The organism is Streptomyces sp. NPDC048636 (assembly GCF_040650655.1).
Taxonomy (GTDB): Bacteria; Actinomycetota; Actinomycetes; order Streptomycetales; family Streptomycetaceae; genus Streptomyces.
Window position 1 is genome coordinate 143,311 of record NZ_JBEZHR010000010.1, and the last position, 23,800, is coordinate 167,110.

Consider the following 23,800-nt stretch of genomic DNA (forward strand, 5'->3'; position numbering starts at 1 on the left):
TCTGCGCTACTGCGCTGCTGTACTGCAATAACACAACTCACTCGACGGGTGGTGTTGTTCCGGGTTCGCTGAAGGACAGCTGAAGATGGTCCTCCACCGGCCGGTATCCCAGCCGCTGGTACAGGGCGTTGCTGGTGGGCTTGGCCAGGTCGGTGAAGAGCAGCACCTCCCCGGCACCGGCGGCCCGCGCCAGCTGGCTCACGGCCGCGGTCGCGGCCCCGGCGTAACCGCGTCCCCGCAGCTCAGGCGGGGTGTAGACGAGGGCGACCCGGACCATCCCCGCCTCCGTGCGGCTGACCGCCGCGGACGCGACCGGTTCGCCGTCCACCTCCCAGAGGGTGACCCCGCCGTGGCTGAGCCGGTCGTCCACCGCGCGGGAGACATCGCCCTTCAGCGCCCCGGTGTCCCGGGCGAACCCCTCGTACCAGGTCAGCAGCAGCGCGCGGTCGGCGGCGGTGGCCGCTCTGGCCCGGCCGGGCGGCGCGGGCTCGGGCGGGGTCAGGGTGCCCAGCCGGTAGAGCCGGTGGGTCCGGTCGACCTCCGCGGTCGCCCCGGTGAGCCGCTGCCAGGCGGTGGCGAAGGTCTCGGCGGTGCGCCGCCCGGCGTTCACCCCGGTGACCGGCGGCAGCGGGCCGTGCTCCGCGTGCCGTCCGGCCAGGACCCGGGCCAGCTCCGCGGCGGCCAGGTCGGGCAGTGGTGAGAGCACCGGGGGGTAGGGCGGGGTCCACAGGAACGCCCCGCCCACGGCCCCGGCCGCGTCCCCGGCCCCGTCCGCCGCGGCCCCCGGCTCTGGTTCCGGGCGCCACCATCCGTAGTGGGGCGGCCGCTCCCCGTACCGGTCGCTGCCCGCCGCGGCCAGCGAGGAGGCCACCGTGAGCAGGACGGTGTGCTCGGCGGGGCGCTTCCGCAGAAATGCGCCCGCCGCGGCAAGGAACGTGTCGAGGTCGTCCGTCGTGGTCCACGCCATGTGCTCCAGGCTGACGCGGGCCGCCCGGTCCGCGCACCCGGTTTTCCGTCCGGTCCACTGCCCGCCGGGGCGTACGCCGGAAGGCGTGACGCGGCGCACATCCGCTGATGTCACATCCGGGGCCGGGCGCTCCGTCGTACGGGTGGAAGGGCGGCAGCGACCGCCGCGGCACCACAGCCCCGTACGGAGGCACCCGTCATGTCACGTATCTCCCTCACCCCGCGCCGCACCCTCTTCTACCGCGCCATGGAGTGGTACTCGAAGCGCACCTACGGGAAGGTCCTCGACCCGGGCAAGGCGCTCGCCCACAACCCGCGGGTGCTCTTCGGCTATCTGCGCTTCGAGCAGTCGCTGAGCAAGTGGAAGACCCTGGACCCCGGGCTCAGGGCACTCGCCGAGATGGCCTCGGCCACCTCCATCGGCTGCTCCTGGTGCATGGACTTCGGCTACTGGGTCAGCCGTGGCCAGGGCATCGACGAAGGCAAGCTGCGCGAGGTGCCGACGTGGCGGGAGAGCGACGTCTACACCCCGCTGGAGCGGGACGTCATGGAGTACGCCGAGGCCATGACCGCCAACCCGCCGACCGTGGACGACGCCCTCGTGGAGCGGCTGCGCCGGAACCTCGACGAGGCGCAGCTGGTCGAACTGACCGCGATGGTGGCCGTGGAGAACCTCCGCTCGCGGATCAACTCGGCGCTCGGGCTGACCAGTCAGGGGTTCAAGGACAGCTGTGACCTCCCGGCCGCGGCCCCGGCGGCGGACCAGGCCGTGGCCCCGGCTCCGGCCCCCGGTCAGGTCTCGCGCTCCGGCGCGTAGGTGTCGGCGTCCAGTCCGAAGGTCCAGGCGACTCCCTCCCGGGCGGTCCTGACCCGCGGCGGCACGCGCAGCCAGTAGGTGCGGTGCGTGCCGTCCGGCTCCGGGGTGGAGTTGACCACCTCCACCATCACCACCGGTTCGTCGTCGGGCAGTTGGACGCGCCACAGCACACCGGTCTCGTCGCGGTCCACCGGCTCGGCGCCGGACTCGGCGAGATAGCGCTCGTAGCCGTAGTGCTCCAGCATCACCCGGCGCAGCTCCGCGTTCTCCTCACGGAGGATGCGGTCCGGGGTGAGCTCGCCGAGCCGCTCGAGGAAGTCCGCGGGCATCGGCATCCCGCGCCAGGAGTGGAGCGCGAAACCGTCGGGGAAGGCGAGCGCGGGTCCATCGGCCCGGTCCAGCCGCCCGGCCTCGTCGCGGTGCAGCTCCACCGGCCGCTCCGAGAGGATCACGGCCCTCTCGTACGGCCACCACCATCCGGCGGCGCGGGCGACCGCGGCCACTCCGGCGAGCGGATCGGGTCCGGCGCCCTCGTCGGCGGTGACCGCGGCCAGCCAGGGCGCGTCATGCTGTCCCGCCACGGCCTCCAGCGCGGCGAGCCGCACCACGGACTCCTCCGCGTCGGAATCCGCGGTCAGCGTCTCGGTCAGCCCGGTGCGGATGCGCTCGGCGAGCCCGCGGGTGATCTCCCACAGCGGCGCGCCGGTACGGGCCCAGCGCTCGGCCCAGCCCGACGGGCCCAGGGCGGCGAGCAGTTCACACCGGGCACGCGCCCAGGGCAGAGTGCGCACCGACTCCCGTACCGAGGCCCCGGCCGCGCCCGGCTCCGGTCGCACCCCGGCCGCCGTCAGCGCGTCCGCCGCCGCCCGCGCCAACTCCTCCGGCAGCCGGTCCCGCCGCCCCGTGAGCAGCAGCGCGGCCGCCGTGCCCGCCAGCGGCGAGCCGACCCAGACGAACGCCTCCGGCGGTGCCAGCCCCGCGGTCTCGTACGCGAGGCGCACCCCCGCCTCGGCCGCCGCGCGGTCGGCGGGGCCGGTGGCCGCGGCCACCGCCCGCCAGTGCGCGGCCCGTTCGGTCTCCGCCGTCCCGTCCATACCGTTCGTCATCCCCGTGGTCATCGTCGTCATCGCGGTCATCGGGCGCTCCCCCGCTCTCAGTCGGCCACGACGCGCACGGCGCCCGGCGTGTACTCCCGCTGACGCACGACGCGGTACCACCCCTTGGGCAGCGGTATCGCGGCGTGCTCCTCGTGCACCACCCGCCCGCCCTCGGGCAGATGGAGATACGCGACGCCGAACGGACCCTGCTCGCGCACCAAGGTGCCCGGCCCGACCACCGCATGGGCGTGTCCGGTCACCTCACCGAGCGCCAGCACCAGCCGCCCCCGGCCGTCCCTCGGCTGTCCGGGCAGGGTGCCGGTCCCGGCGGCAACGCCTCCGGTGCCACCGGCACGATCAGGACATCACCCTGTCGGTACATGCTCTTTCCCCTTCGGCGCAGCGGTCGTCGGCCCACCGGACGCGACGGCCCGATCGGTGGTCATGACGCTAGGGGGAGGGTCCGACAACGCCCGCCGACCCGGCTGTCGGTGCCCCTTGGTACAACTCTTCGCACAGGCCATCCGGCTTCGCGTATCCGCCCGACCGTCCCAGGAGATCCCTCCATGCCCGATCTCGAGGAACTGCACGGCCTCCCGGCTTTCGACTTCCCGCCCGATGAGCAGGAGGCGTTGCCCGCACCCGACAGTGTGGCCTGGCGTATCTGCGCCAACCCGTATGACGACGCCGATGAGGCCTACGGCCCGCTGTTCCAGCGGTTCCTGGACACGGTGGACGTCTCCCGGGTGCGGGCGCTGATCACCAGTGCCTGGGGGGAGTACGGCGACGACTCCAGCTTTGTCATCGCTCCGCTGGTCGCGGCGAAGGACCGGTTCACCTCCCTGGAGGCGCTGTTCATCGGCGACATCGAGCCGGAGGAGCAGGAGATCTCCTGGATCCGGCAGTCCGATGTGACCCCGCTGCTCCACGCCTTCCCGCGGCTGGTCGAGTTGGGCGTACGCGGCGGCACCGAGCTGGAGTTCCCGCCGGTCACCCATGAGCGGCTGCGCACCCTGCGCTTCGAAACCGGCGGACTGCCCGGTGAGGTGGTGCGCGGGGTCGGTGGCAGCACCCTGCCGGCCCTTGAGCACCTGGAGATGTGGCTCGGCGTCGACGAGTACGGGGGCGACGCCGGCGCCGCCGATCTCGCGCCGCTGCTGACCGGCGGCCGGTTCCCGGCCCTGCGCCATCTGGGCCTCCAGAACAGCGAGATACAGGACGAGATCGCCGCCGCCGTGGCCGCGGCGCCCCTCGTCGCCCAGCTGACCTCCCTCGACCTGTCCATGGGTGTCCTCACCGACACCGGTGGCCAGGCGCTGCTGGAGGGCCAGCCGCTCACCCATCTCTCCCGGCTCAACCTCGACCACAACTTCTTCTCGCCGTCCATGGCCCAGCGGCTGCGCGACGCCCTGGAGCCGTCCGGGGTGACGGTGGAGCTGGACGAACGGGGCGATGAGGACCATGACGGCGACGAGATCTACCGGTACACCGCGGTGGCCGAGTGACGGACGCCCCCGCACCGGGTGAGGAGGAGAGGAGTGCGGCCATGCCGCCGTCCGCGCCGAGGACCGGCGACGCCGTCCGGTTCACGGTGATCGGCAATCCGCACAACCGCCGGGTGGAGATGTTCGGCGAGGCGGTGCGGGGTGCCGGGCTGCCTGCGCCCCGGGTGCTGCCCTGGCGCGATGTGCTGTGCGACGGACCGGAGTTCACCTCCGGCGAGACCGTGCGGATCGACTCCCCCGGCGAGGACGACGAGGTCGAGTGGCTGCTGCGCGGCACCTCCGACCCGACCCGGGTGGAGGGCACCGCCCGCTGGTACGCCCGGTTCACCGCATGCGTACGGGGCATCGGGGCCGCGGCGCGCACGGCGGGCGCCGCTCTGCTGGACGATCCGGCCGAGCTGGCCGTCCTGTTCGACAAGCGGCTGTGCCACGGGGTGCTGGAGGGGGCAGGGGTGCCCGTACCGCCGTCGCCGACCTCGGGGCCGCAGGCGCCGCCGGTGCGCGGCTGGGACGATGTGCGCACCGCGCTCGGCAGCTCCGGGATGCGGCGCGCGTTCGTCAAGCTGGCGCACGGCTCGTCCGCGTCCGGGGTGCTCGCCATGGAGACGGCGGGGCCCGGGCGGGTGCGGGCCACCACCTCGGTGGAGCGCACCGAGGACGGCCGGCTGTTCAATTCGCTCCGGGTGCGGCGGTACGACACCGAGGCGGAGGTCGCCGCGATCGTCGACACGCTGGCGCCGGACGGACTGCATATCGAGCACTGGCTGCCCAAGGCGTCCCAGGACAGGCGGGCGGCCGATCTGCGGGTGGTGGTGATCGGCGGCCGGGCCACCCACGCGGTGGTGCGCACCAGCCGCTCCCCCATGACCAATCTCCATCTCGGCGGTGTCCGGGGCGATCTGGCCGCCGCCCGTGCCGCCACCGAGGCGGCCGGGGTGGCGTGGCAGACGGTGCTGGAGACGGCGGAGCGCGCGGCGGCCCGTTTCCCCGGCACCCTGTGCGTCGGGGTGGATCTGCTGCCAACCACCGGCTGGCGGCGGTTCGCGGTCGGCGAGGTCAACGCGTTCGGCGATCTGCTGCCGCGGCTGACCGGGCTGCCCGGCAGCGGGGCCGAGGGCCTGGACACCTATGCCGCGCAGATCGCCGCCGTGCCGCGCGCCCATCAGCACGGCGACGGCGGCAGCGCGTTTCCGCACGACCCCGAGGAGCACCCCCGCGATGCCGCTGGCTGAACCGGATATGAACGAGGTGGTGGGCAGCCACGACCTGCTGCTGATCACCCTTGACACACTGCGGTACGACGTGGCGGCCGAGTTGGCCGCCGCGGGCCGGATCCCGCATCTGGCCCGCCGGCTGCCCGGTGGTGTCTGGGACGAGCGCCATGCGCCCGGCAGTTTCACCTACGCCTCGCACCAGGCGATGTTCGCGGGCTTCCTGCCCACCCCGGCGGCGCCGGGGCCGCACCGGCGGCTGTTCGCGGCCCGGTTCGCGGGCAGTGGGACCACCGCCGAGGGCACCTATGTCTTCGACACCCCGGATCTGGTGTCGGGGCTGGCCGCGGCGGGGTACCACACGGTGTGCGTGGGCGGTGTCGGCTTCTTCAACAAGCAGGGCGCGTTCGGCTCGGTGCTGCCGGGGCTGTTCCGGGAGAGCCACTGGGAGCCGGAGTTCGGCGTCCCCTCCGCCACCTCCTTCGAGGCACAGGTGGCATGTGCCGAGAAGGTCGTCGATAGTCTCGACCCCGACCGGCGGCTGTTCCTCTTCCTGAACGTGTCCGCACTGCACCAGCCCAACTGGTTCCACCTGCCCGGCGCCACCCGCGACAGCGGTGACTCCCGCGCCTCCCACGCCGCCGCGCTGGAGTACGTGGACCGCCATATCGGCCGCCTCTTCGCCGCCGTCGGCGGACGGGGGCCCGCGTTCGCGATCGTCTGCTCCGACCACGGCACGGCGTACGGCGAGGACGGCCATACCGGCCACCGGATCGGCCATGAGGTCGTCTGGACCGTGCCGTACACCCACTTCTTCCTCGAGGCCCGATGAACCCCGGCAGCACCGCGCTCGCACCCGTCCGCCCCTACCAGGCGTATGTCTACGCCTATCCGCACAAGACCGCGTACCGGCCGCTGCCCGACCGGCCGGACTTGCGTGAGCTGTGGGCGGACGAGCCGAAGGACGCGCTCTCGCTGTATCTGCACATCCCGTTCTGCGAGGTGCGCTGCGGCTTCTGCAACCTCTTCACCCGGATCGGCGCGCCGGACGGTCTGACCACGGCCTATCTGGACGCGCTGGAGCGCCAGGCGGAGGCGGTGGCCGGTGCGCTCGGTGACGGTGCCCGCTTCGCGGGCGCGGCCTTCGGCGGCGGCACTCCGACGTTCCTGGAGGCGGCCGAGCTGGAGCGGCTGTGCGATATCGCCGAGCGGCGGATGGGCGCGCAGGTGGCCGCCGTACCACTGTCGGTCGAGGCGTCCCCGGCCACCGCCACCGCCGACCGGCTCGCGGTGCTCGCCCGGCGCGGCACCACCCGGCTGAGCCTGGGTGTGCAGAGCTTCGTGGACGAGGAGGCCCGGTCGGCCGTCCGTCCGCAGCGCCGGGCCGATGTCGAGGCGGCGCTCGGCCGGATCCGGGAGGCGGGGATCCCGGTGCTCAACATCGATCTGATCTACGGCATCGACGGCCAGACCGAACGCAGTTGGCGGCGGTCCCTGGACGCCGCCCTCGGCTGGCGCCCCGAGGAGCTGTATCTCTATCCGCTGTACGTCCGCCCGCTGACCGGACTCGGCCGCAGGGGCGTACCGGAGACCGACGCGGAATGGGACGCGCGGCGGCTGCGGCTGTACCGGTACGGCCGGGACCATCTGCTGGCCCAGGGCTATGAGCAGGTGTCGATGCGGATGTTCCGCCGTGCGGACGCGCCCGCCACCGGCGGCGAGGACTACGCCTGCCAGACCGACGGCATGATCGGCCTGGGCTGCGGGGCCCGCTCCTACACCTCCGGTCTGCACTACTCCTTCGACTACGCCGTCGAGATGCGGGAGATACGCGGCATCATCGACGACTACCTCTCCCGGCCCGCCGCCGACTTCGCCCGGGCCGAGCACGGCCGCACCACGACCGGGGACGAGGCGCGCCGCCGCCATCTGCTGCAATCGCTGCTCCAGGCGCAGGGGATGCCACTGGCCGACTACCGGGCCCGGTTCGCGGGCGATCCGGCCGAGGACTTCCCGGCCGAGCTGGCCCGGTTCGCGGAGCGCGGCTGGCTGGACTCCGGCGCCGCACCGGACCTGCTGCGGCTGTCGGCGGAGGGGCTGGCCTACTCCGACGCCCTGGGCCCCGAGCTGTTCTCACCCGCCGTACGGGCCGCCATGGCCGCGTACGACCTCAAGTGACGGAGCGCGGCGTGGACTTGACCATCCTGTACCGGGGTCCGCTCGCCTCGTGCGACTACGACTGTCCGTACTGCCCGTTCGCCAAGCGCCGGGACAGCCCGGAGCGGCTGCGCGCCGACCGGGCCGCGCTGGAGCGGTTCACCACATGGGCGGCGGAGCGCACCGAGGACCGGCTCTCGGTGCTGTTCACCCCGTGGGGCGAGGGGCTGGTGCGCTCCTGGTACCGCGAGGCGCTGATCGGGCTGAGCAATCTGCCGCATATCCGGCGGGTGGCGATCCAGACCAATCTGAGCGGACGTACCGGCTGGACGGAGCGGGCCGATCCGGACACCCTCGCGCTGTGGTGCACCTACCACCCGGGCCAGACGCCCTACCACCGGTTCCTGGCCAAGTCCCATGAGCTGGACGGGCGCGGGGTGCGGCACAGCGTGGGCGTGGTGGGGCTGCCGGAGCACCTCCAGGCCGCGCGCCGACTGCGTGACGACCTCCCGGAGCGGGTCTATCTGTGGGTGAACGCGGCCGAGGGCCATACCTACACCGATGCCGAGGCGGACCGGTGGACCGCGCTGGACCCGCTCTTCGGCTTCAGCCGCCATCCGCACCGCAGCGCCGGTCTGCCGTGCCGGACCGGCGCCTCGGTGATCTCGGTGGACGGTGACGGCACGGTGCGCCGCTGCCATTTCGTCCCCGAGGAGCTGGGCAACCTCTACGACGGTTCCTACCGCGCGGGCTTGCGTCCCCGCCCGTGTCCGCTCAGCGTGTGCGACTGCCATATCGGCTATGTGCACCTGGAGTCGCTGCCGCTGTACGACGTCTTCGCGGGCGGGGTGCTGGAGCGGATCCCGGCCGCCTGGACCGGGCTCGGCTCCCCGGGCCTTCAGCGCCTGCGGCCCACCCCTCCGTAGACGCCGACCGGACCGAGCCGCTCGGGGTCGGTGGCGGCCGGAGCGGGCCGCCACCGGGGCACCCGCACCAGACCCGGGTCGAGCAGGTCGAACCCGTCGAAGAACGGGAGGATCTCCTCATGGCGGCGCAGGCTCAGCCGGGCGGTGGACTTCCGGTAGACCTCGTCGGCCACCTGGACATGGCCGTGGAAGTCGGTGGTGCCATGGCTGATGACCAGATGACCGCCGGACGTCATCGGCCCGGTCAGGGTGGTGACGATCCCGGCCGGGTCCTCCTCGTCGGTGACGAAGTGGAGCACCGCGACCAGCAACAGCGCCACCGGCTGTGAGAAGTCGATCAGCTCCCGCACCACCGGGTCGGCGAGGATCTTCTCCGGGGTCCGGGCGTCCGCGACCACGAAGCCGGTGCCCGGGGTGCCGGTCAGCTTGGCGTCGGCGTGGGCCGCGACGATCGGGTCGTTGTCGACGTACACCACCCGGGTCTCCGGTGCGATCTCCCGTGCCACCTCATGGGTGTTGGGGGAGGTCGGTATCCCGGTGCCGACGTCGATGATCTGCCGCGCCCCGTCCGCCACCACGGCACGTACCGCCCGGGCCATGAAGTCCCGGTTGGCGCGGGCGCTGTCGACGATGTCCGGTGAGGCCGCGATGATCCGGTCGGCGGCCTCGCGGTCGGTCTCGTAGTTGTCCCAGCCCCCCAGGTAGTAGTCGTACATCCGGGCCGGATGCGGTCTGCTGGTATCGATCTCCTTCGCGGAGAACCGCCGGTCGGTCACACCATTCCCCTCGGATCACACCGTTTCCCCTCGGCCCCCGTGAACCTCGCTCGGACGTCAATGGCGTCACAGCAGCAGGAAGTCGGCTTCCCCCGCCTTCGCCCCCTGGATGAAGCGTTTCATCTCGAGGTGGGTGTAGATGAGTGCCGGACCGTCGGGATCGGTCGACTGTCGCAGCGCCACCCGTCCGTCCTTGAGCCTCATCGCCTCGACGCAGCTTCCCCCGTTGCCACCGCTCCACGGCTTGTGCCAGCCCTCGCTGCCGAGTTCCCTCGCCGGCATGCCGCTGTAGACGCGGTTCCCGCATATGCGATCCATCGTTCAGATCTCCTTGCGAATGCCACCCAGGATGGCCTGTGTGGTCTGTGCAGGCGCGGCCTGCGCACACATCCGGTCCAGGGCCTCCAGGAACGCCGACACATCATCGCGGTGGTCGAAGTAGGAGCCGCTGACCAGCGTCTCCGTATACGCGATATCGGGCAGCTCCGGGATCGGGAACCGGAAGATATGGAAGGGCCCGTACATCGCCGGGTGCGGACCGGCGTCGAACGGCATGACCTGGAGTCTGATGTGGGGCGCCTCCGCGACCTCGATGAGGCGTGCGATCTGGGCACGCATGGTCTCGGACCCGCCGATGGGGCGGCGCAGCACCGTTTCGTCCATGACCACCCACAGCATCGGCGGGCGGTCCCGGGTCAGCAGCGCCTGGCGCTCCATCCGGAGGGCGACGTTGCGCTCGATCTCGGACTCGGGGGCGTGCGGCATACCGGCCCACAGCACGGCGCGGGCGTAGTCCTCGGTCTGCAACAGCCCGGGGATGTAGTGCGGTTCGTAGGCACGGATCAGATTGGCTTCGCCCTCGAGGCTGACGAAGGTGTTGAACCACTCCGGGAGCACATCGCGGAACCGGTGCCACCAGCCGTTCTTATTGGCCTCGCGCGCGAGCGCGAGGAAGCCCTCCACCTCTTCGGGGTCGGCCACGCCGTAGGTGCGCAGGAGCTTCTCGACGTACGGGAGCTTCAGGCCGACCTCGGCCTTCTCCATACGGCGGATGGTGGCGTGGGTGACGTCGAGGGCGCGGCCGGCCTGTTCGAACGACAGCCCGGCCTTCTCCCGGAGATCCTGGAGTCGCTTGCCGAGCACGACCCGCAGGACGGTCGGGGCTCCGCCCGCCCGCGCATCCGCCACTATCGTTCCCCTCCAAATACCTTCACAGCACAGCAGTCTGGCATGGGCTCAGCTTCTCGAACAGCCTGCGCTTGCGATTCTGTAATTTACAGATTGAACCTTGCCATGCGCGAGTCTCACAGAGCATAGTGTCGACGTGGCTCCTTCCTACGAGGCTCTCCGGTTAGGGCGCGGCGGCACCATGGTCGCTTCGTGCCTCCAGGACGTGTTCTGTCTCCCGGCGCTGAGCACAGCCGTCGCGGAGGCAAGACGGCATGTCGTGTTCCGGCTGGGCTCATGGGGTGTGGTCCAGGACACCCAGGACAGCGCCGAGTTGGTCGTCTCCGAGCTGTTCACCAACGCCGTCCGCCACACCTCCAGTGAAGAGGTCCGCTGCTCCTTGCAGCTCATAGGCGCCCGTCTGCGGCTGGAAGTGGCCGACCAGGGGTGCGCCCGGTCGGTGCCGCAGGCGAGGTCGGTAGGGGTCGACCAGGAGGGCGGCCGGGGTCTGATGCTGGTGGAGGCCCTGTCCGAGGCGTGGGGAGTACGGGCCGAGCACGGCGGTACGGGCCGGGCCGTCTGGGCGTATCTGGCCTAGGACCGCGGACGCGGTCCGGCACGCGGGACCGCGCGGGACGAGCGGTGCCGAGGGAATAGGGACAGCGACAGCGCCGCCGCGATGACAGCGGCGCCAACGGGGGTCTGCCCCTATTCCTTCGGGACCACTCAGGGCCGCAGCGGAAGCAGATCGGGGCGCTTGGGTTCGACGTGGTCACCCGAGGACTCCCCGCGCAGCCGTCGTCCGATCCACGGCACCAGATACTCGCGCGCCCAGTGCAGATTGTCCCGGCGCACATCGGCCGCGCTGCGCTGCCCCTCCACCGGCCATGGCTGGTCGGGGTCGGCGGGCACCTCGAGGCCGAGCACCTGACCGGCCCGCAGCGCCACCCGGGTGTGCCCGTCGGCCGACAGATGGAGCCGGTCGTCGTCCCAGGCGCGGCGGTCCTGGACCGAGCGCAGCGACCACAGGTCCAGCACCGGGCAGCCATAGCGGTCGGCGATCGCCCGCACATGGGCGGTATAGGTGGCGATCTTGCCGCGCAGATGACGGAGCACCGGTACGCCCCGGGTGTCGAAACCGGTGCACAGCATCACCGTGCCGACGTTCGCCACCAGTTCGGAGACGGCCGTCTCATAGCGGGCGGCGACATCGTCGGGGTCACTGCCGGGCCGGAGGATGTCATTGCCTCCGGCGCAGAAGGAGACCAGGTCGGGGCCGAGCTCGATCGCGCGGGACACCTGCTCCTCGACGATCCGGTCGAGGAGCCTGCCGCGCACGGCGAGGTTGGCGTAGCGGAAATCGTGTTGGGGCCGCTGATCGGAGAGCAGGACCGCGAGCCGGTCGGCCCAGCCCACGAACACCCCGTCAGGTCCGGGATCGCCGACGCCTTCGGTGAAGCTGTCCCCGACGGCTGCGTACGACCCGATCCCACCGTTCACTATCTTCGAATCGTCTGCCACGTCAGGACATCATTCACCTCGGGGCGTGACTTACGCCACCGTAACCAGGGGTTGACGTGTGGTGATGTATCCCACTGGGTCAGATGCGGCGAAGGTGGAATACGGCCGCGTCGAGGTCACCGCGCAGCCCGGTCCGCAGTCCCCGGTGGAGGAGCACCGCGCCCCGGTGGACCTCTCCGGTGGCCCGGTCCTCGTAGCGGGCGGCCGGGTCCAGACCGCGCAGCCGCACCGGGAGCCGCGGTTCGCCGTAGTGCTGCGCGGGCAGCCAGGCCAGCACCACGGTCTCGTCACCGCGGAGGTACTGGACGGCGGTGAGCCGGTCCCCGTCCGGGGGCAGCAGCCGGTACAGCTCACCGTGCTGGACGATCGGCCGCACCCGCTTGTAGAGCGCCACCCAGTCGCGGGCCTCGGTCCGTTCGGCCTCGCTCCACCGGAGCAGATCGCCGCCGACGCCCAGCACTCCGGCCATCGCGCTGACGAAGCGGAAGCGCAGCGAGGAGGCGCGGGCGTTGCCCATGACGTTGGGGCTGTCGGTGACCCAGGCGGCCATCACCCGGGCCGGGTGCAGCTGGCCGAAGCCGTGCTGGATGGCGAGCCGGTCCAGTGGGTCGGTGTTGTCCGAGGTCCACACCTGGTCGGTGAGGCGGAGGACCCCCAGGTCGATCCGGCCGCCGCCGCCCGCGCAGGATTCGAAGGCGACCCCGGGGTGGGCCGCGCGCAGCCGCCCCAGCAGTGCGTACAGCCCGTGCACATGCTCGGCCCACAGCCGCTGCGGATAGCCGTCGCCCGGCCAGCCCGCGTCGGAGAACGAGCGGTTGAAGTCCCATTTCACATAGTCGATGGGGGCGCTGCTCAGCAGGGCGTCCAGCCGCTCCCACAGATGCTCGCGGACGTCCGGGCGGGCGAGGTTGAGCACCCGCTGGTGGCGGAACTCGGTGGGTATCCGGCCGGGGTGGTGCTGGACCCAGTCGGGGTGGGCGCGGTGGAGGTCGCTGTCGGCGTTGACCATCTCCGGCTCGACCCAGATGCCGAACCGCATACCGTGTGCGCGCACCTCCTCGGCCAGCGGCTTCAGACCGTGCGGAAAGCGGTCCGGGTTGGGGGTCCAGTCGCCGAGCCCGGCCCGGTCGCAGGTCCGCGCCCCGAACCAGCCGTCGTCGACGACGAACAGCTCCACCCCCAGATCGGCGGCGATCCGGGCCAGCTCCAGCTGCTGGCCCTCGCCGACGTCGAACTCGGTCGCCTCCCAGGAGTTGTAGAGCACCGGCCGCGGGGTGTCGGCGTCCGGGATGACATGGGCGAGCTGCCAGGAGTGCCAGGCGCGGCTGGCGGCACCGAAACCGCCGTCGGTCCACAGCCCCGCGAAGACCGGAGTGGTGAAGGACTCCCCCGGCGCCAGTGTCAGCTGACCGGAGTCGTCGTGGCCCATACCGCCGACCGTCTGGACGGCCCCGTCGGAGAACTGCTGGACGGCGATCCGCCAGGACCCGGACCAGGCGAGCGCACAGCCGTAGACCTCACCGCTCTCCTCGGTGGCGTCCCCGCCGTCCAGCGCGGCAAAGGGCAGATGGTGGTGGCTGGTGTGGCCGCGGCGGCTGCCGATCACCTTCTCCCCGGGGGTGAGATCGGTCCGGGCGATCCGGCTCTCGGCCGCCCAGCGCCCGTACAGATGGGTCAGCCGCCAGCGGTCGCGGGCCGGCAGCGACCAGGCGGCGGAGTCGGCGCGCAGCAGCTCCAGCGACGGGTGGTCGGCGGTGCCGGTGTGGCTGAGGGTGGCCCAGCGCTCGAGGACATCGCCGTCGTCGCGCATCCGGTAGTGGAGGGTGATCCCGAGGTGGTGCAGCGGATCGTGGAAGCGCAGCGCGAGACCGTCGTCGCCGACGGCAGCGCGTTCGAAGCGCCACTCGGTGCCGCGGAGATCAGGGGTGCGCACCGACAGGGCGGGGCGGACGAAGCGGGGTCCGCCCTCGACCGGATACTCCTCGCGTCCGTCCAGCCGGGATTCGAAGGGCCGCTCCGGTGGGTCGGGCTCGGCGGCCAGGGCTTCGGCGTCCTCGACCGCGATCCGCGGTCCCCAGTGCAGATGGAGCAGTTCATCGCGGTCGGTGAGGTGCAGGGCATAGCTGCTGCGCCGCCCGGACAGCACCCAGATCCGACCGTTTCCGCCGATATCAATCATCACACTTCCCCAATTCTCAACAGGTGCCCACAGCATCGGGGAGGTGGTCCGGTACGGCAATGCCCCCGCACGCTTCCGCGGGTCTGATTGCCCTGTGAACACATGTCGTATGGTCGGCAGAGCCCATTTCCGCCGACCAGAGACCCAGGCGGCCGAACTCCAGGAGCGCCCGTGACGCAGCAGCCCCCGAAGGTCCCCCAGGCCGCACTGGTGGGGGTACGCAACTTCCGTGATCTGGGCGGTCTGCCGACCGCCGATGGCCGGCGGGTGCGCGAGGGCGTGCTGTTCCGCAGTGGCCATCTCGCCCATGCCACGGAGGAGGACACCGTCTTCCTCGACGCGCTGAAGCTGCACACGGTCTTCGACTTCCGCAACGCGGCCGACATCAAGCTGGAGGGGCCCGACGTCACGCTGAACGGCGTGCGCAATGTGAATCTCCCGCTGTCCGACCCGGCCGACGGCGCCGGGTTCTGGACGATGGTGCGCGAGGGCGACCTCAACACCCTGCGGAAGCTGCTGGACGAGGGGCGCGCCGCGCAGCGGATGATCAACTCCTACCGGACCCTCCTCACCACCCGGCTCGGTGAGCACAGCCGGATGCTCGGCGCCATCGCGGAGGACAGTTCACCGGTGCTGATGCACTGTTCCGCGGGCAAGGACCGGGCAGGTCTTTCGATCGCGGTGACCCTGCTCGCGCTCGGTGTGGAACGGGATGTGATCGAGGCCGACTACCTGGAGTCGGCCGCCGCCCATCGCCGTTACAAGATCTGGCGCAAGGGCGGGGGCGAGGACACCATGTCGCCCGAGGTGCTGACGCTGCTGCTGCCGCTGTTCGACGCCCGTATCGAGTACCTCGCGGCCGCCTTCACCACGATCGAGGAGACCTGGGGCGACTCCGAGCGCTATCTCACCGAGGGGCTCGGGTTCACCGCCCCGCAGCGCGAGCGGCTGCGGGAGCGACTGCTCACCGACTGACACACCGGGTGGGCCGGTGCTCCCCCGGCCCCCTGCTCAGTCGCGCGGCCGGGGTCGCGGCCGGGGTCGCGGCCGCGGCCCGAAGCGGCTCTCCGCACCCGCCTCGGGCTCGGTCACCCAGCCCGCCGCCAGCACCAGCCCGGTGGCGCGGTGCACGGCCAGGAAGCCGAACGGCCGGTCGTAGCCGACGCTGATCATCTTCGCTTTCTGCTGCGGTATCCCGCCCACCTCCATCGAGAACGCGGTCACGGCGGCGGCGAAGAAGCCCTCCCGGCTGAACGACGCCGTCATGGACTGGCCCCCGGAGGAGACCGCGAGCGGCACGGGGCTGATCCCGGGGAAGTGCCCCTGGGTGGCGTCCCGCGCCGACCGCAGCCCGAACAGCTCCTCGTGATCCAGCAGATCGTGGTCGGCCCGCACGGTGAACTGCGGGGTGTTGAGCACCAGTTGGGGTGTCGGGTCGAAACCGGTGACCTCCTGGACGCTGACGCCGGGGCCCGCGGCACCGAGCGGCAGCTGTGAACCGGGGAGCCCGGGCTGTGCGAGGGCGGTGATCCCCGCCGCCAGCACCTCGGCGCCGCCGACGTCCTCGCCGCCGAGCACCAGATGCACATCCAGGCCGTTGTCACCCGCGACCCCGGAGAAGGTCAGCGGTCCGGCCGGGGTGTCCGGAACGACCTTGAGGGTGCCGTCGAGATCCGTGGTACGGCGGGTGAGTCCGGCGAGCGACCGCTCGGCCCAGGGCCCGCCGGAGGGGCACATCCAGCCCACCCGGAACGGCTGTACCCAGGTGGTCTTCAGCAGCAGCGCACCGGCGAGGACCAGCACGGTGTCCGGGCCCACCGGCACCGGCATCCGCGCGATCTCGCCCCGGGTCTGCCGGGACGCCCAGCCGTCCAGCTCCTTCCGGTCCCGGTCGGTGTCGCCGGTCAGCGCGCCGCGCGCGCCCGGCGGCAGCTCCGCCTCCCACTCGGGCCTGAGGGGCAGCTCCTGACGGGTCCACAGCCCGGTGGCCGCGTCCACACCGTCCATCGAGGCCAGCGCCCCGACGAGGGCACGGCCCAGCGACGTCGCGCCGTCCGCGCCCACCCCCAGCGCGCCCTCCAGCTCGGCGCGGGCCGGACCGGCGGACCCGCCCGCGAGAAGCGCCAGCAGCGCCCACACCCCGGTGCCGGTGAAGACGGTGCCCTCGTCCGCCACGGCGACCCGCGCCCAGCGCGCGGTCAGTGTGTTGACGGCCCGTATCGCGTGCGGGTCCAGCATTCCCCGTTCCCCCGTCGGTTCAGCGGTGGGCCACCGCCTGCTTGACGAGAGTCCGTCCGAACTCCCACATCAGACCGCCGCCCCCGTGTGCGTCGTCCATGACAGCCGTGAACGCCCCGACGAAACGGTCCACTTCCCGCTCGCCGATGATCAGCGGCGGGATCAGCTTAATCACCTCCAGATGGTCGCCGGAGACCTGGGTGAGGATGCGATGGCGCTGGAGCAGCGGGACGACGACCATCTGCGCGAACAGCCCCTTGCGCGCGGCCTGGAGCATCGCCCAGCGGCCGCGCAGCGCGAGCGAGTCGGGCCTGCCGAACTCGATGCCGATCATGAGGCCCCGGCCGCGTACGTCATGCAGCAGCTCATAGCGGTCCACCAGGGCGGTGAGCCGTTCGCGGAGCAGCTCGCCGGTCCGCCGGGCGTTGGCCACGACCTGCTCGTCCTCCATCACCGACAGGACGGCGAGCCCGGCCGCCATCGCCTGGGCGTTGGACCCGAAGCTGGCCGAGTGGACCAGCACCCGGTCCATCGAGGAGTAGACCCTCTTGAAGATCCACTCCTTGCCGAGGGTGGCCCCGACCGGTACATAGCCGCCCGAGAGAGCCTTGGCCACACACACCAGATCCGGTTCGACGCCCTCTTCGTGCTGGTAGGCGAAGAAGTCCCCGGTGCGGCCGAGACCGGTCTGCACCTCGTCCACGATCAGCAGCGCCTTATGGCGGCGCAGCAGCTCCTGGGCGGCGCGCAGAAAGCCCGGCGGTGCCTCATGCACCCCCTTGCCCTGGATCGGCTCGACGACGAACCCGGCCACGTCCCCGCGCGCCAGCTCCCGCTCCAGCGCGGCCAGATCGCCCATCTCGATCGCGGTGTCCGGCAGCAGCGGGGCGAAGCCCTGGCGGAAGCCGTCCTCGCCGTTGACCGACAGCGCTCCGGTGGTCAGCCCGTGGAAGGCGTGCGAGCAGTACAGGACGCGCGGCCGCCGGGTGGCGAAGCGGGCGAACTTCAGCGCCGTCTCCACCGCCTCGGTACCGCTGTTGCCGAAGAACACCCGGTCCAGGTGGGGGGCGTGGGACAGCAGCTTCTCGGCGAGCAGCCCGGGCAGCGGCTGGCAGTCGAAACGGGTCAGATCGGCGAGCGAGGCGTCCAGCACATCGTGCAGCGCCTTGCGGACGACCGGGTGGTGGCGGCCCAGGCCCATCACTCCGAACCCGGCGAGCATGTCCAGGTAGTCCTGGCCCTCGTCGTCCCAGAAGTACGCGCCCTCGGCCCGCTCGTAGACCTTGTCGAAGCCGATGGTGCGCAGCATCCGCGGCAGTTGGTGGTTGAGATGGCGGGTGTGCAGTTCGTAGCGCTCACCGGAGCGCTCCGCCAGGAGCTGCCCGAGGTCGAAACCCTTGTCCTGCTCGGCTGCTGTCATGCCCGGCTCTCCTCGGCGGCGGTGCTGCGGATGGCGCGGCGGGCGCCGCGCATGGCGTCGGTACGGGCCAGGGCCGCGCCGATCCGGCCCGCGATCTCGGCGGGGGTCAGCCCGATCCCGGCGAGCACCTCGGAGCGCTTGGCGTGCGGCAGGAACGCCTCGGGGATGCCGAACGTCCGCACCGGCAGGTCGACATCGGCGTCCCGCAGCGCCTGGGCCACCGCCGCGCCCACCCCGCCGGTGCGCACATTGTCCTCGATGACCGCCACCACCGCGTGGCGCGCCGCGAGCCCGGGGAGTTCCGGGTCCACGGGCTTGACCCAGCGCGGATCCACGACCGTGCAGTGGATTCCGCGCTCGGCCAGCAGCTCGGCGGCGCGCAGCCCGGTGGCGGCCATGGCCCCGGCCACCACGCACAGCACCTCACCGCCGTCCGGGGCGTCCCGGCGCAGCACATCCATCCCGCCGACCCGGCCGAGCGCCGGAATCGCCGGGCCCACCGACTCCTTGGGGAAGCGGACGACGGTCGGGGCGTCGTCCACCGCGACCGCCTCGCGCAGCTGGGCGCGGAGCTGATCGGCGTCGCGCGGGGCGGCGATCCGCAGCCCCGGCACCACCTGGAGCACGGACAGGTCCCACATCCCGTTGTGGCTGGGCCCGTCGGTACCGGTGACACCGGCCCGGTCCAGGACGAAGGTGACCCCGCACCGGTGCAGGGCGACATCCATCAGCACCTGGTCGAAGGCGCGGTTGAGGAAGGTGGCGTAGACGGCGACGACCGGGTGGAGGCCGCCGGTGGCGAGCCCGGCCGCGGAGACCGCGGCGTGCTGCTCGGCGATGCCCACGTCCCACACCCGCTCCGGATACGCCTCGGCGAAGCCGCCGAGGCCGACCGGATCCAGCATGGCGGCGGTGAGGGCGACCACATCGGGCCGCTCGGCCCCGATCCGCACCATCTCCTCGCCGAACACCGAGGTCCATGAGCGCCCGCCGGAGGGGATGAGGGGCGCGCAGGTGAGCGGGTCCATGGCGGCCACGGTGTGGAAGCGGTCGGCCTCGTCCTCCAGGGCGGGCCGGTAGCCCCGGCCCTTCTCGGTGAGGCAGTGGACCAGGACCGGGCCGTGGAACCGCTTGGCGCGGCGCAGCGCGGACTCCACGGCCTCGGTGTCATGGCCGTCGACGGGTCCGAGGTACTTCAGCCCCAGATCCTCGAACATGCCCTGCGGCGCGACGGCTTCCTTGAACCCCTTCTTGGCACCGTGCAGCGATCCGTACAGCGGCTCGCCCACCACGGGGGTGCGGCGCAGTACGTCCTTGCCCCAGGCCAGGACGCGTTCATAGCCGTCGGTGGTGCGGAGGGTCGCCAGATGGTCGGCGAGGCCGCCGATGGTGGGCGCGTAGGAGCGCTCGTTGTCATTGACCACGATGATCAGTGGCCGGTCCCGGGCGGCGGCGATGTTGTTCAGGGCTTCCCAGGCCATACCGCCCGTCAGCGCCCCGTCCCCGATGACGGCGACCACATGCCGGTCGGCCCGGCCGGACACCTCGTTGGCCTTGGCCAGGCCGTCGGCCCAGCCGAGCACGGTGGAGGCATGGCTGTTCTCGATGACGTCGTGCTCGGACTCGGCGCGCGACGGATAGCCGGAGAGTCCGCCCTGGTGGCGCAGTTTGGAGAAGTCCTGGCGGCCGGTGAGCAGTTTATGGACGTACGCCTGGTGGCCGGTGTCCCACAGGATGCGGTCCACCGGTGAGTCGAAGACGCGGTGCAGTGCTATGGACAGCTCGACCACGCCCAGGTTGGGGCCGAGATGGCCCCCGGTCCTGGCCACGGCGGTGATCAGGAACTCCCTGATCTCCTCGGCGAGCGCGGCGAGTTCCTCCCCGGTCAGCGCGGCGAGGTCGCGCGGCCCCCGGATGTTCTCCAACAACGGCATGCTCGGATCCCCTCCTGGTGTGTCGGCTCACGGTGACGTCCGGGGTACCCGGGGGCGGCACCGCCCACCCCCACCGGCCCGGCCAGGAGGCGGCGTGAGCGGCGGCGCGGGGCGCGCGACCCGCCCGGCGGGGCGGGCGGGTCGCATGGGACGGGCTCCCCCGCTCTCATGGTGTCACCGGCCTCCCGTGGCGGTCTCCCGCGCGGCGCGCAGCGACTCCTTCAGGGAGCTCATGGTGGCCAGCACGGCGGTGGGCTCATAGCCGCAGTGGGCCATGCAGTTGTCGCAGCGCGGGTCCTTGCCCCGGCCGTAGCTGTCCCAGTCGGTCTCCTCCACCAGCTGGCGGTAGGTGGGCACATAGCCGTCGCTCATCAGGTAGCAGGGGCGCTGCCAGCCGAAGAGCGAGTAGTTGGGGATGCCCCACGCGGTGCACGGGAAGTCCGTCTTGCCCTCGAGGAAGTCCAGGAACAGCGGGCTGTGGTTGAGCCGCCAGCGACGGCGGTTGCCGCCCGCGAACGCCTTCTTGAACAGCTCGCGGGTCTGCTCCACACCGAGGAAGTGCTCCTGGTCGGGCGCCTTCTCATAGGCGTAGGCGGGCGAGATCATCATCTCGTCCACCTTGAGGTCGTCGTTGAGGTAGTTGAGCACGTCGATGATGGTCTGCGGGGTGTCGGTGTTGAAGAAGGTGGAGTTGGTGGTGACCCGGAAGCCGCGCTGCTTGGCCTCCTTGATGGCCGCCACCGCCTCGTCGAACACCCCCTCCTTCGCCACGGATTCGTCGTGCCGCTCGCGCAGCCCGTCGATATGCACCGCGAAGGCGAAGTACGGGGAGGGGGTGAACAGCTCCATCTTCTTGCGCAGCAGCATCGCGTTGGTGCACAGGAAGACATACTTCCGCCGCGCCACCAGCTGCCGGGCGATCTCGTCGATCTGGGGGTGCATCAGCGGTTCACCGCCCGCGATGGAGACCATCGGCGCCCCGGACTCCAGCACCGCGCCCACCGCCTGCGCGACCGGCATGCGCTGCTTGAGCACCCCGGCCGGGTGCTGGATCTTTCCGCAGCCCTCGCACTTGAGGTTGCAGGCGAAGAGCGGCTCGAGCTCCACGATCAGCGGGAATTTCTCCCGGCGCTTGATCACCTTCTGGTCAAAGAGATACGTCGCGACCCGGATGGTCTGTCGGAGAGGCATGGCCATCTAGCTCACCTCCTGGGAGCAGCGATTTACGGTGCCAGTCAAGGAACGCGGGAAGAACCGTCCGTAGTACCCGGAAAGCCGATATTCCACCGCGCAGTGTGCCGATCCGGACGAGTTCATGTTCCGGGGCGTCCACGACCACCCGTACGGCCGCAACGGGACGGGCGCCCCGGCGCACGGCGCCGCGCAGGGTGGCGGCGGACTCCATGTCCACCGCGATGGCTCCGGTGGTGTGCAGCGCGGCCCGCTCCGCGCCCCGCACCACATGGTTCGAACCGGCCAGCGGACCGATGTGCACGGTCCGCCGCGGACCGCGCCGGGGCCCGCACGGTACGAGCTCCGCCAGGGCGTCGGCGAGGAAGGCGGTACCGGCGCACACGGTGTGCCCGGCCGGGTCACGGGTCTCGTCGGCCACCACCAGGTCCCCCGGGTGCATCCCGGGGACGAGTCCGGCGCAGAAGCCGGTGGCGATGACGGCGGTGGGGACCGCCGGGGCGGCGGCGGTGCCGGTCAGCGCCCGGTCCACCGCGCGCTCCGCGGCCTGCGGCCCCATACCGGTGCGCACCACGGTCACCGGCCCGGCGGCGCCGTCCGTGCCGCCCGCCCGCAGGGCGAACCGCTCGATGCCGAGCGCGCAGGCGATCAGCAGCGGCGGGCGCCCGGCCTCCGGGGCCGGTCCGGCGGGCATCAGGATCTCCGCGGCCGCGCCCCGGTGGCCTCGTCATGGACGAATCGCCCGAGTGCCGTGAGGGGGAAGACCTGCCGGTACAGGTGGTAGTTGATGGAGAAGTCCCAGGGGAAGCCGGTGCCGGTGAAATGCGGCTCGTCCCAGGAGCCGTCCTCGTCCTGGGTGGCGGCCAGCCAGTCGACCCCGCGCTCGACCGCCTTGCTCTCCCGCTCCCCCGCCGCCAGCAGCGCCAGCAGCGCCCACGCCGTCTGGGAGGCGGTGGAGGCGCCGCGGCCGATCCACTCGGGGTCGGGGTAGGAGCGCTGGTCCTCGCCCCAGCCGCCGTCCTCGTTCTGGACGCTCTCCAGCCAGCGCACCGCGCGGCGGACGGCCGGGTGGGAGGCGGGCACCCCGGCGGTGATCAGCGCCGGGACGACGGAGCCGGTGCCGTAGACGTAGTTGGTGCCCCAGCGGCCGAACCAGGCCCCGCTCGGCTCCTGTTCGGCCAGCAGCCAGGCGATCCCGCGCCGGGTACGGGCGTCGTAGGACCGGCCCTCATGGGCGAGCATCTCCACCACATGCGCGGTGACATCGGCCGAGGGCGGGTCGATGACCTCCCCGAAGTCGCAGAACGGCAGCCGGTTGGGCAGCGGGCTGGTGTTGTCGGCGTCGAAGGCGCCCCAGGCACCGTTCTTCGACTGCATCCCCAGGGTCCAGCGCATACCGCGCCGCACCGCCGTCTCGATCCGCTCGGGCTCGGGGTGGTCGATCCGCCGCAGCGCCAGGATGACCTCGGCGGTGTCGTCGATATCGGGGTAGTTGTCGTTGTGGAATTCGAACGCCCAGCCGCCGGAGGGCAGCTCGGGGCGGCGCACCGACCAGTCGCCGGGCCGGTCGATCTGCTCGGCGAGCATCCAGTCGGCGGCCTTGACCAGTGCGGGGTGGTCGGGCTCGAGTCCGGCGTCGGCGAGTGCGATCGCGGCCAGACAGGTGTCCCAGACCGGGGACTGACAGGCTTCGATCATGCGGCTGCCGTCCTCGCGCCACACCGCGAAGCGGTCCAGCGAGTCCAGCCCGGCGCGGATCACCGGATGGTCGAGGTCGTAGCCGAGGAGGTGGAGGGCGATCAGGGAGTAGACCGCGGGCGGCTGGATGCCGCCCCAGCAGCCGTCGTTCTCCTGGCGCTCGACGATCCAGCGGGCGCAGGAGCGCAGCGCGGCCCGGCGCAGCGGTCCGACGGCGACCTTGCGGTAGCCGTGCAGGGCCCGGTCCAGCCGCTGGAAGGCGCCGTCCCACGAGGCCAGCGGGGCCGGCCGGCGCGGCGGTCTCGGCCGCCGCGGATCGGTGTGCAGCTCGTCGAGGAGGAACGGCGCGGGACGGACCGGCCGGTGGGCGGAGACGATGGTGAGGGGGACGATGGTCTGCCGGGCCCAGCAGCCGAAGTCGTAGATGTTGAGCGGGAGCCACTTCGGGAAGTAGATGATCTCGGGTGGCAGCTCGGGCAGGTCCTCCCAGCGCCACCAGCCGAAGAGGGCCAGCCAGATGCGGGTGAAGACGCGGCTGCGGGCGATGCCGCCCTCGGCGCGCACCCAGGCGGAGGCCGCGGCCATATGGGGGGCGTCGGGCTCGTCCCCGGCCAGCCGGAGGCCGACATACGCCTCGACGGTGGCGGAGAGCTCGGGCGGGCCGCCGTGGAAGGTGGCCCAGGTGCCGTCCGCGCTCTGCTGGGCGCGGAGGTGGCGGGCCGCGGCGTCGAGGAGGCGGGAGTCCTGGATCCCCAGGAACTGCCGGAGCATCAGATCCTCGGCGTCCATGGTGACGTTGGTCTCCAGGTCGCCCTTCCACCAGCCCTGCGCGTCCTGGCGGGACAGCAGGTGGTCGACCGCGCGGGCGGTCGCCTTCCGCGCGGCGCCTAACGTCTCGGACTCGGGTGACTCGGAGGGTTGGACGGTTGTCGCTGTCATGGCTTCCCCTCTCCAGTGTGCGAGCTGGCGTCGTTGGGGCCTTGAGTCGGCCGGCACC

General features: G+C 72.0%; 21 protein-coding genes and 1 pseudogene. 8 read left to right on the plus strand and 14 right to left on the minus strand.

Annotation, left to right across the window (positions count from 1 at the left end):
- Positions 1 to 37: 37 nt before the first annotated feature.
- Positions 38 to 967: a GNAT family N-acetyltransferase gene (locus AB0C66_RS25635; RefSeq protein WP_362443029.1), complete on the minus strand. Its 930-nt coding sequence runs from the start codon at positions 965 to 967 to the stop codon at positions 38 to 40.
- Positions 968 to 1,165: 198 nt separating this feature from the next.
- On the opposite strand from AB0C66_RS25635, the gene AB0C66_RS25640 reads away from it, so the two are divergent.
- The gene (locus AB0C66_RS25640; protein ID WP_362443032.1) at positions 1,166 to 1,783 is read left to right on the plus strand and encodes a carboxymuconolactone decarboxylase family protein; all 618 of its coding nucleotides are present in this window, start codon (positions 1,166 to 1,168) and stop codon (positions 1,781 to 1,783) included.
- Here AB0C66_RS25640 and AB0C66_RS25645 read toward each other — a convergent pair.
- Positions 1,759 to 2,877, minus strand: a complete 1,119-nt coding sequence (locus AB0C66_RS25645; protein WP_362443319.1) for a DUF6745 domain-containing protein — start codon at positions 2,875 to 2,877, stop codon at positions 1,759 to 1,761. The genes AB0C66_RS25640 and AB0C66_RS25645 overlap by 25 nt on opposite strands.
- 59 nt (positions 2,878 to 2,936) lie before the next feature.
- A pseudogene (locus AB0C66_RS25650) lies at positions 2,937 to 3,262 on the minus strand (hypothetical protein).
- Positions 3,263 to 3,446: 184 nt separating this feature from the next.
- Between AB0C66_RS25650 and AB0C66_RS25655 the strand changes: the two are divergent.
- The 5 genes from AB0C66_RS25655 to AB0C66_RS25675 are packed head-to-tail and all read left to right on the plus strand — an operon-like array spanning position 3,447 to position 8,679.
- Positions 3,447 to 4,385 carry an STM4015 family protein gene (locus tag AB0C66_RS25655; protein WP_362443035.1) on the plus strand — a complete coding sequence of 313 codons (939 nt, stop codon included), beginning with the start codon at positions 3,447 to 3,449 and terminating at the stop codon, positions 4,383 to 4,385.
- A 41-nt stretch (positions 4,386 to 4,426) separates the two neighbouring features.
- Complete coding sequence (locus AB0C66_RS25660) at positions 4,427 to 5,617, plus strand: STM4014 family protein (protein WP_362443038.1); 1,191 nt, start codon at positions 4,427 to 4,429, stop codon at positions 5,615 to 5,617.
- 7 nt (positions 5,618 to 5,624) lie between these two features.
- A complete protein-coding gene (locus tag AB0C66_RS25665) occupies positions 5,625 to 6,428 on the plus strand; it encodes an STM4013/SEN3800 family hydrolase (RefSeq protein ID WP_362443321.1) in 804 nt (267 codons plus the stop codon).
- Entirely contained in the window at positions 6,425 to 7,774 is a 1,350-nt protein-coding gene (locus AB0C66_RS25670; RefSeq protein WP_362443041.1) for an STM4012 family radical SAM protein, read from the plus strand. The genes AB0C66_RS25665 and AB0C66_RS25670 overlap by 4 nt, the downstream gene beginning before the upstream one ends.
- 11 nt (positions 7,775 to 7,785) lie before the next feature.
- On the plus strand, positions 7,786 to 8,679 hold the full coding sequence (locus AB0C66_RS25675; protein ID WP_362443044.1) for an STM4011 family radical SAM protein: 894 nt from the start codon (positions 7,786 to 7,788) through the stop codon (positions 8,677 to 8,679).
- Here AB0C66_RS25675 and AB0C66_RS25680 read toward each other — a convergent pair.
- The 3 genes from AB0C66_RS25680 to AB0C66_RS25690 all read right to left on the minus strand — a co-directional run bounded on the left by AB0C66_RS25680 (position 8,652) and on the right by AB0C66_RS25690 (position 10,643).
- Positions 8,652 to 9,455: an SAM-dependent methyltransferase gene (locus tag AB0C66_RS25680; RefSeq protein WP_362443047.1), complete on the minus strand. Its 804-nt coding sequence runs from the start codon at positions 9,453 to 9,455 to the stop codon at positions 8,652 to 8,654. The two genes, AB0C66_RS25675 and AB0C66_RS25680, sit on opposite strands and share 28 nt — an antisense overlap.
- 66 nt (positions 9,456 to 9,521) lie before the next feature.
- Positions 9,522 to 9,773 carry a DUF397 domain-containing protein gene (locus AB0C66_RS25685; protein ID WP_176179827.1) on the minus strand — a complete coding sequence of 84 codons (252 nt, stop codon included), beginning with the start codon at positions 9,771 to 9,773 and terminating at the stop codon, positions 9,522 to 9,524.
- Positions 9,774 to 9,776: 3 nt separating this feature from the next.
- Positions 9,777 to 10,643 (minus strand): helix-turn-helix transcriptional regulator, encoded by an 867-nt coding sequence (locus AB0C66_RS25690; RefSeq protein WP_362443049.1) that lies wholly within the window; start codon positions 10,641 to 10,643, stop codon positions 9,777 to 9,779.
- 136 nt (positions 10,644 to 10,779) lie between these two features.
- Here AB0C66_RS25690 and AB0C66_RS25695 point away from each other — a divergent pair, with 136 nt between their 5' ends.
- A complete protein-coding gene (locus AB0C66_RS25695) occupies positions 10,780 to 11,220 on the plus strand; it encodes an ATP-binding protein (RefSeq protein ID WP_362443052.1) in 441 nt (146 codons plus the stop codon).
- 128 nt (positions 11,221 to 11,348) lie between these two features.
- Here the strand turns inward: AB0C66_RS25695 and AB0C66_RS25700 are convergent, their stop codons facing one another.
- Together AB0C66_RS25700 and AB0C66_RS25705 are read right to left on the minus strand one after the other, a co-directional pair.
- A complete protein-coding gene (locus tag AB0C66_RS25700) occupies positions 11,349 to 12,143 on the minus strand; it encodes an SGNH/GDSL hydrolase family protein (protein WP_362443055.1) in 795 nt (264 codons plus the stop codon).
- 79 nt (positions 12,144 to 12,222) lie between these two features.
- The gene (locus AB0C66_RS25705; RefSeq protein WP_362443058.1) at positions 12,223 to 14,322 is read right to left on the minus strand and encodes an alpha-galactosidase; all 2,100 of its coding nucleotides are present in this window, start codon (positions 14,320 to 14,322) and stop codon (positions 12,223 to 12,225) included.
- 171 nt (positions 14,323 to 14,493) lie between these two features.
- Between AB0C66_RS25705 and AB0C66_RS25710 the strand changes: the two genes are divergently transcribed.
- The gene (locus AB0C66_RS25710; protein WP_362443061.1) at positions 14,494 to 15,297 is read left to right on the plus strand and encodes a tyrosine-protein phosphatase; all 804 of its coding nucleotides are present in this window, start codon (positions 14,494 to 14,496) and stop codon (positions 15,295 to 15,297) included.
- A gap of 36 nt (positions 15,298 to 15,333) precedes the next feature.
- Here the strand turns inward: AB0C66_RS25710 and AB0C66_RS25715 are convergent, their stop codons facing one another.
- From AB0C66_RS25715 to shc, 6 genes are all read right to left on the minus strand, one after another.
- Positions 15,334 to 16,560, minus strand: coding sequence for a serpin family protein (locus tag AB0C66_RS25715; protein WP_362443063.1), 1,227 nt, complete (start codon positions 16,558 to 16,560; stop codon positions 15,334 to 15,336).
- Between the two features lie 19 nt (positions 16,561 to 16,579).
- Entirely contained in the window at positions 16,580 to 17,980 is a 1,401-nt protein-coding gene (locus AB0C66_RS25720) for an aspartate aminotransferase family protein (protein ID WP_362443066.1), read from the minus strand.
- Positions 17,977 to 19,914, minus strand: coding sequence for a 1-deoxy-D-xylulose-5-phosphate synthase (gene dxs, locus AB0C66_RS25725; protein ID WP_362443069.1), 1,938 nt, complete (start codon positions 19,912 to 19,914; stop codon positions 17,977 to 17,979). The genes AB0C66_RS25720 and dxs overlap by 4 nt, the downstream gene beginning before the upstream one ends.
- 174 nt (positions 19,915 to 20,088) lie before the next feature.
- On the minus strand, positions 20,089 to 21,111 hold the full coding sequence (gene hpnH / locus AB0C66_RS25730) for an adenosyl-hopene transferase HpnH (protein ID WP_362443072.1): 1,023 nt from the start codon (positions 21,109 to 21,111) through the stop codon (positions 20,089 to 20,091).
- On the minus strand, positions 21,062 to 21,799 hold the full coding sequence (locus AB0C66_RS25735; protein WP_362443075.1) for a 1-hydroxy-2-methyl-2-butenyl 4-diphosphate reductase: 738 nt from the start codon (positions 21,797 to 21,799) through the stop codon (positions 21,062 to 21,064). Before AB0C66_RS25735 ends, hpnH begins: the two co-directional genes overlap by 50 nt.
- Positions 21,799 to 23,742, minus strand: a complete 1,944-nt coding sequence (gene shc / locus AB0C66_RS25740; protein ID WP_362443077.1) for a squalene--hopene cyclase — start codon at positions 23,740 to 23,742, stop codon at positions 21,799 to 21,801. The genes AB0C66_RS25735 and shc overlap by 1 nt, the downstream gene beginning before the upstream one ends.
- Positions 23,743 to 23,800: the final 58 nt, after the last annotated feature.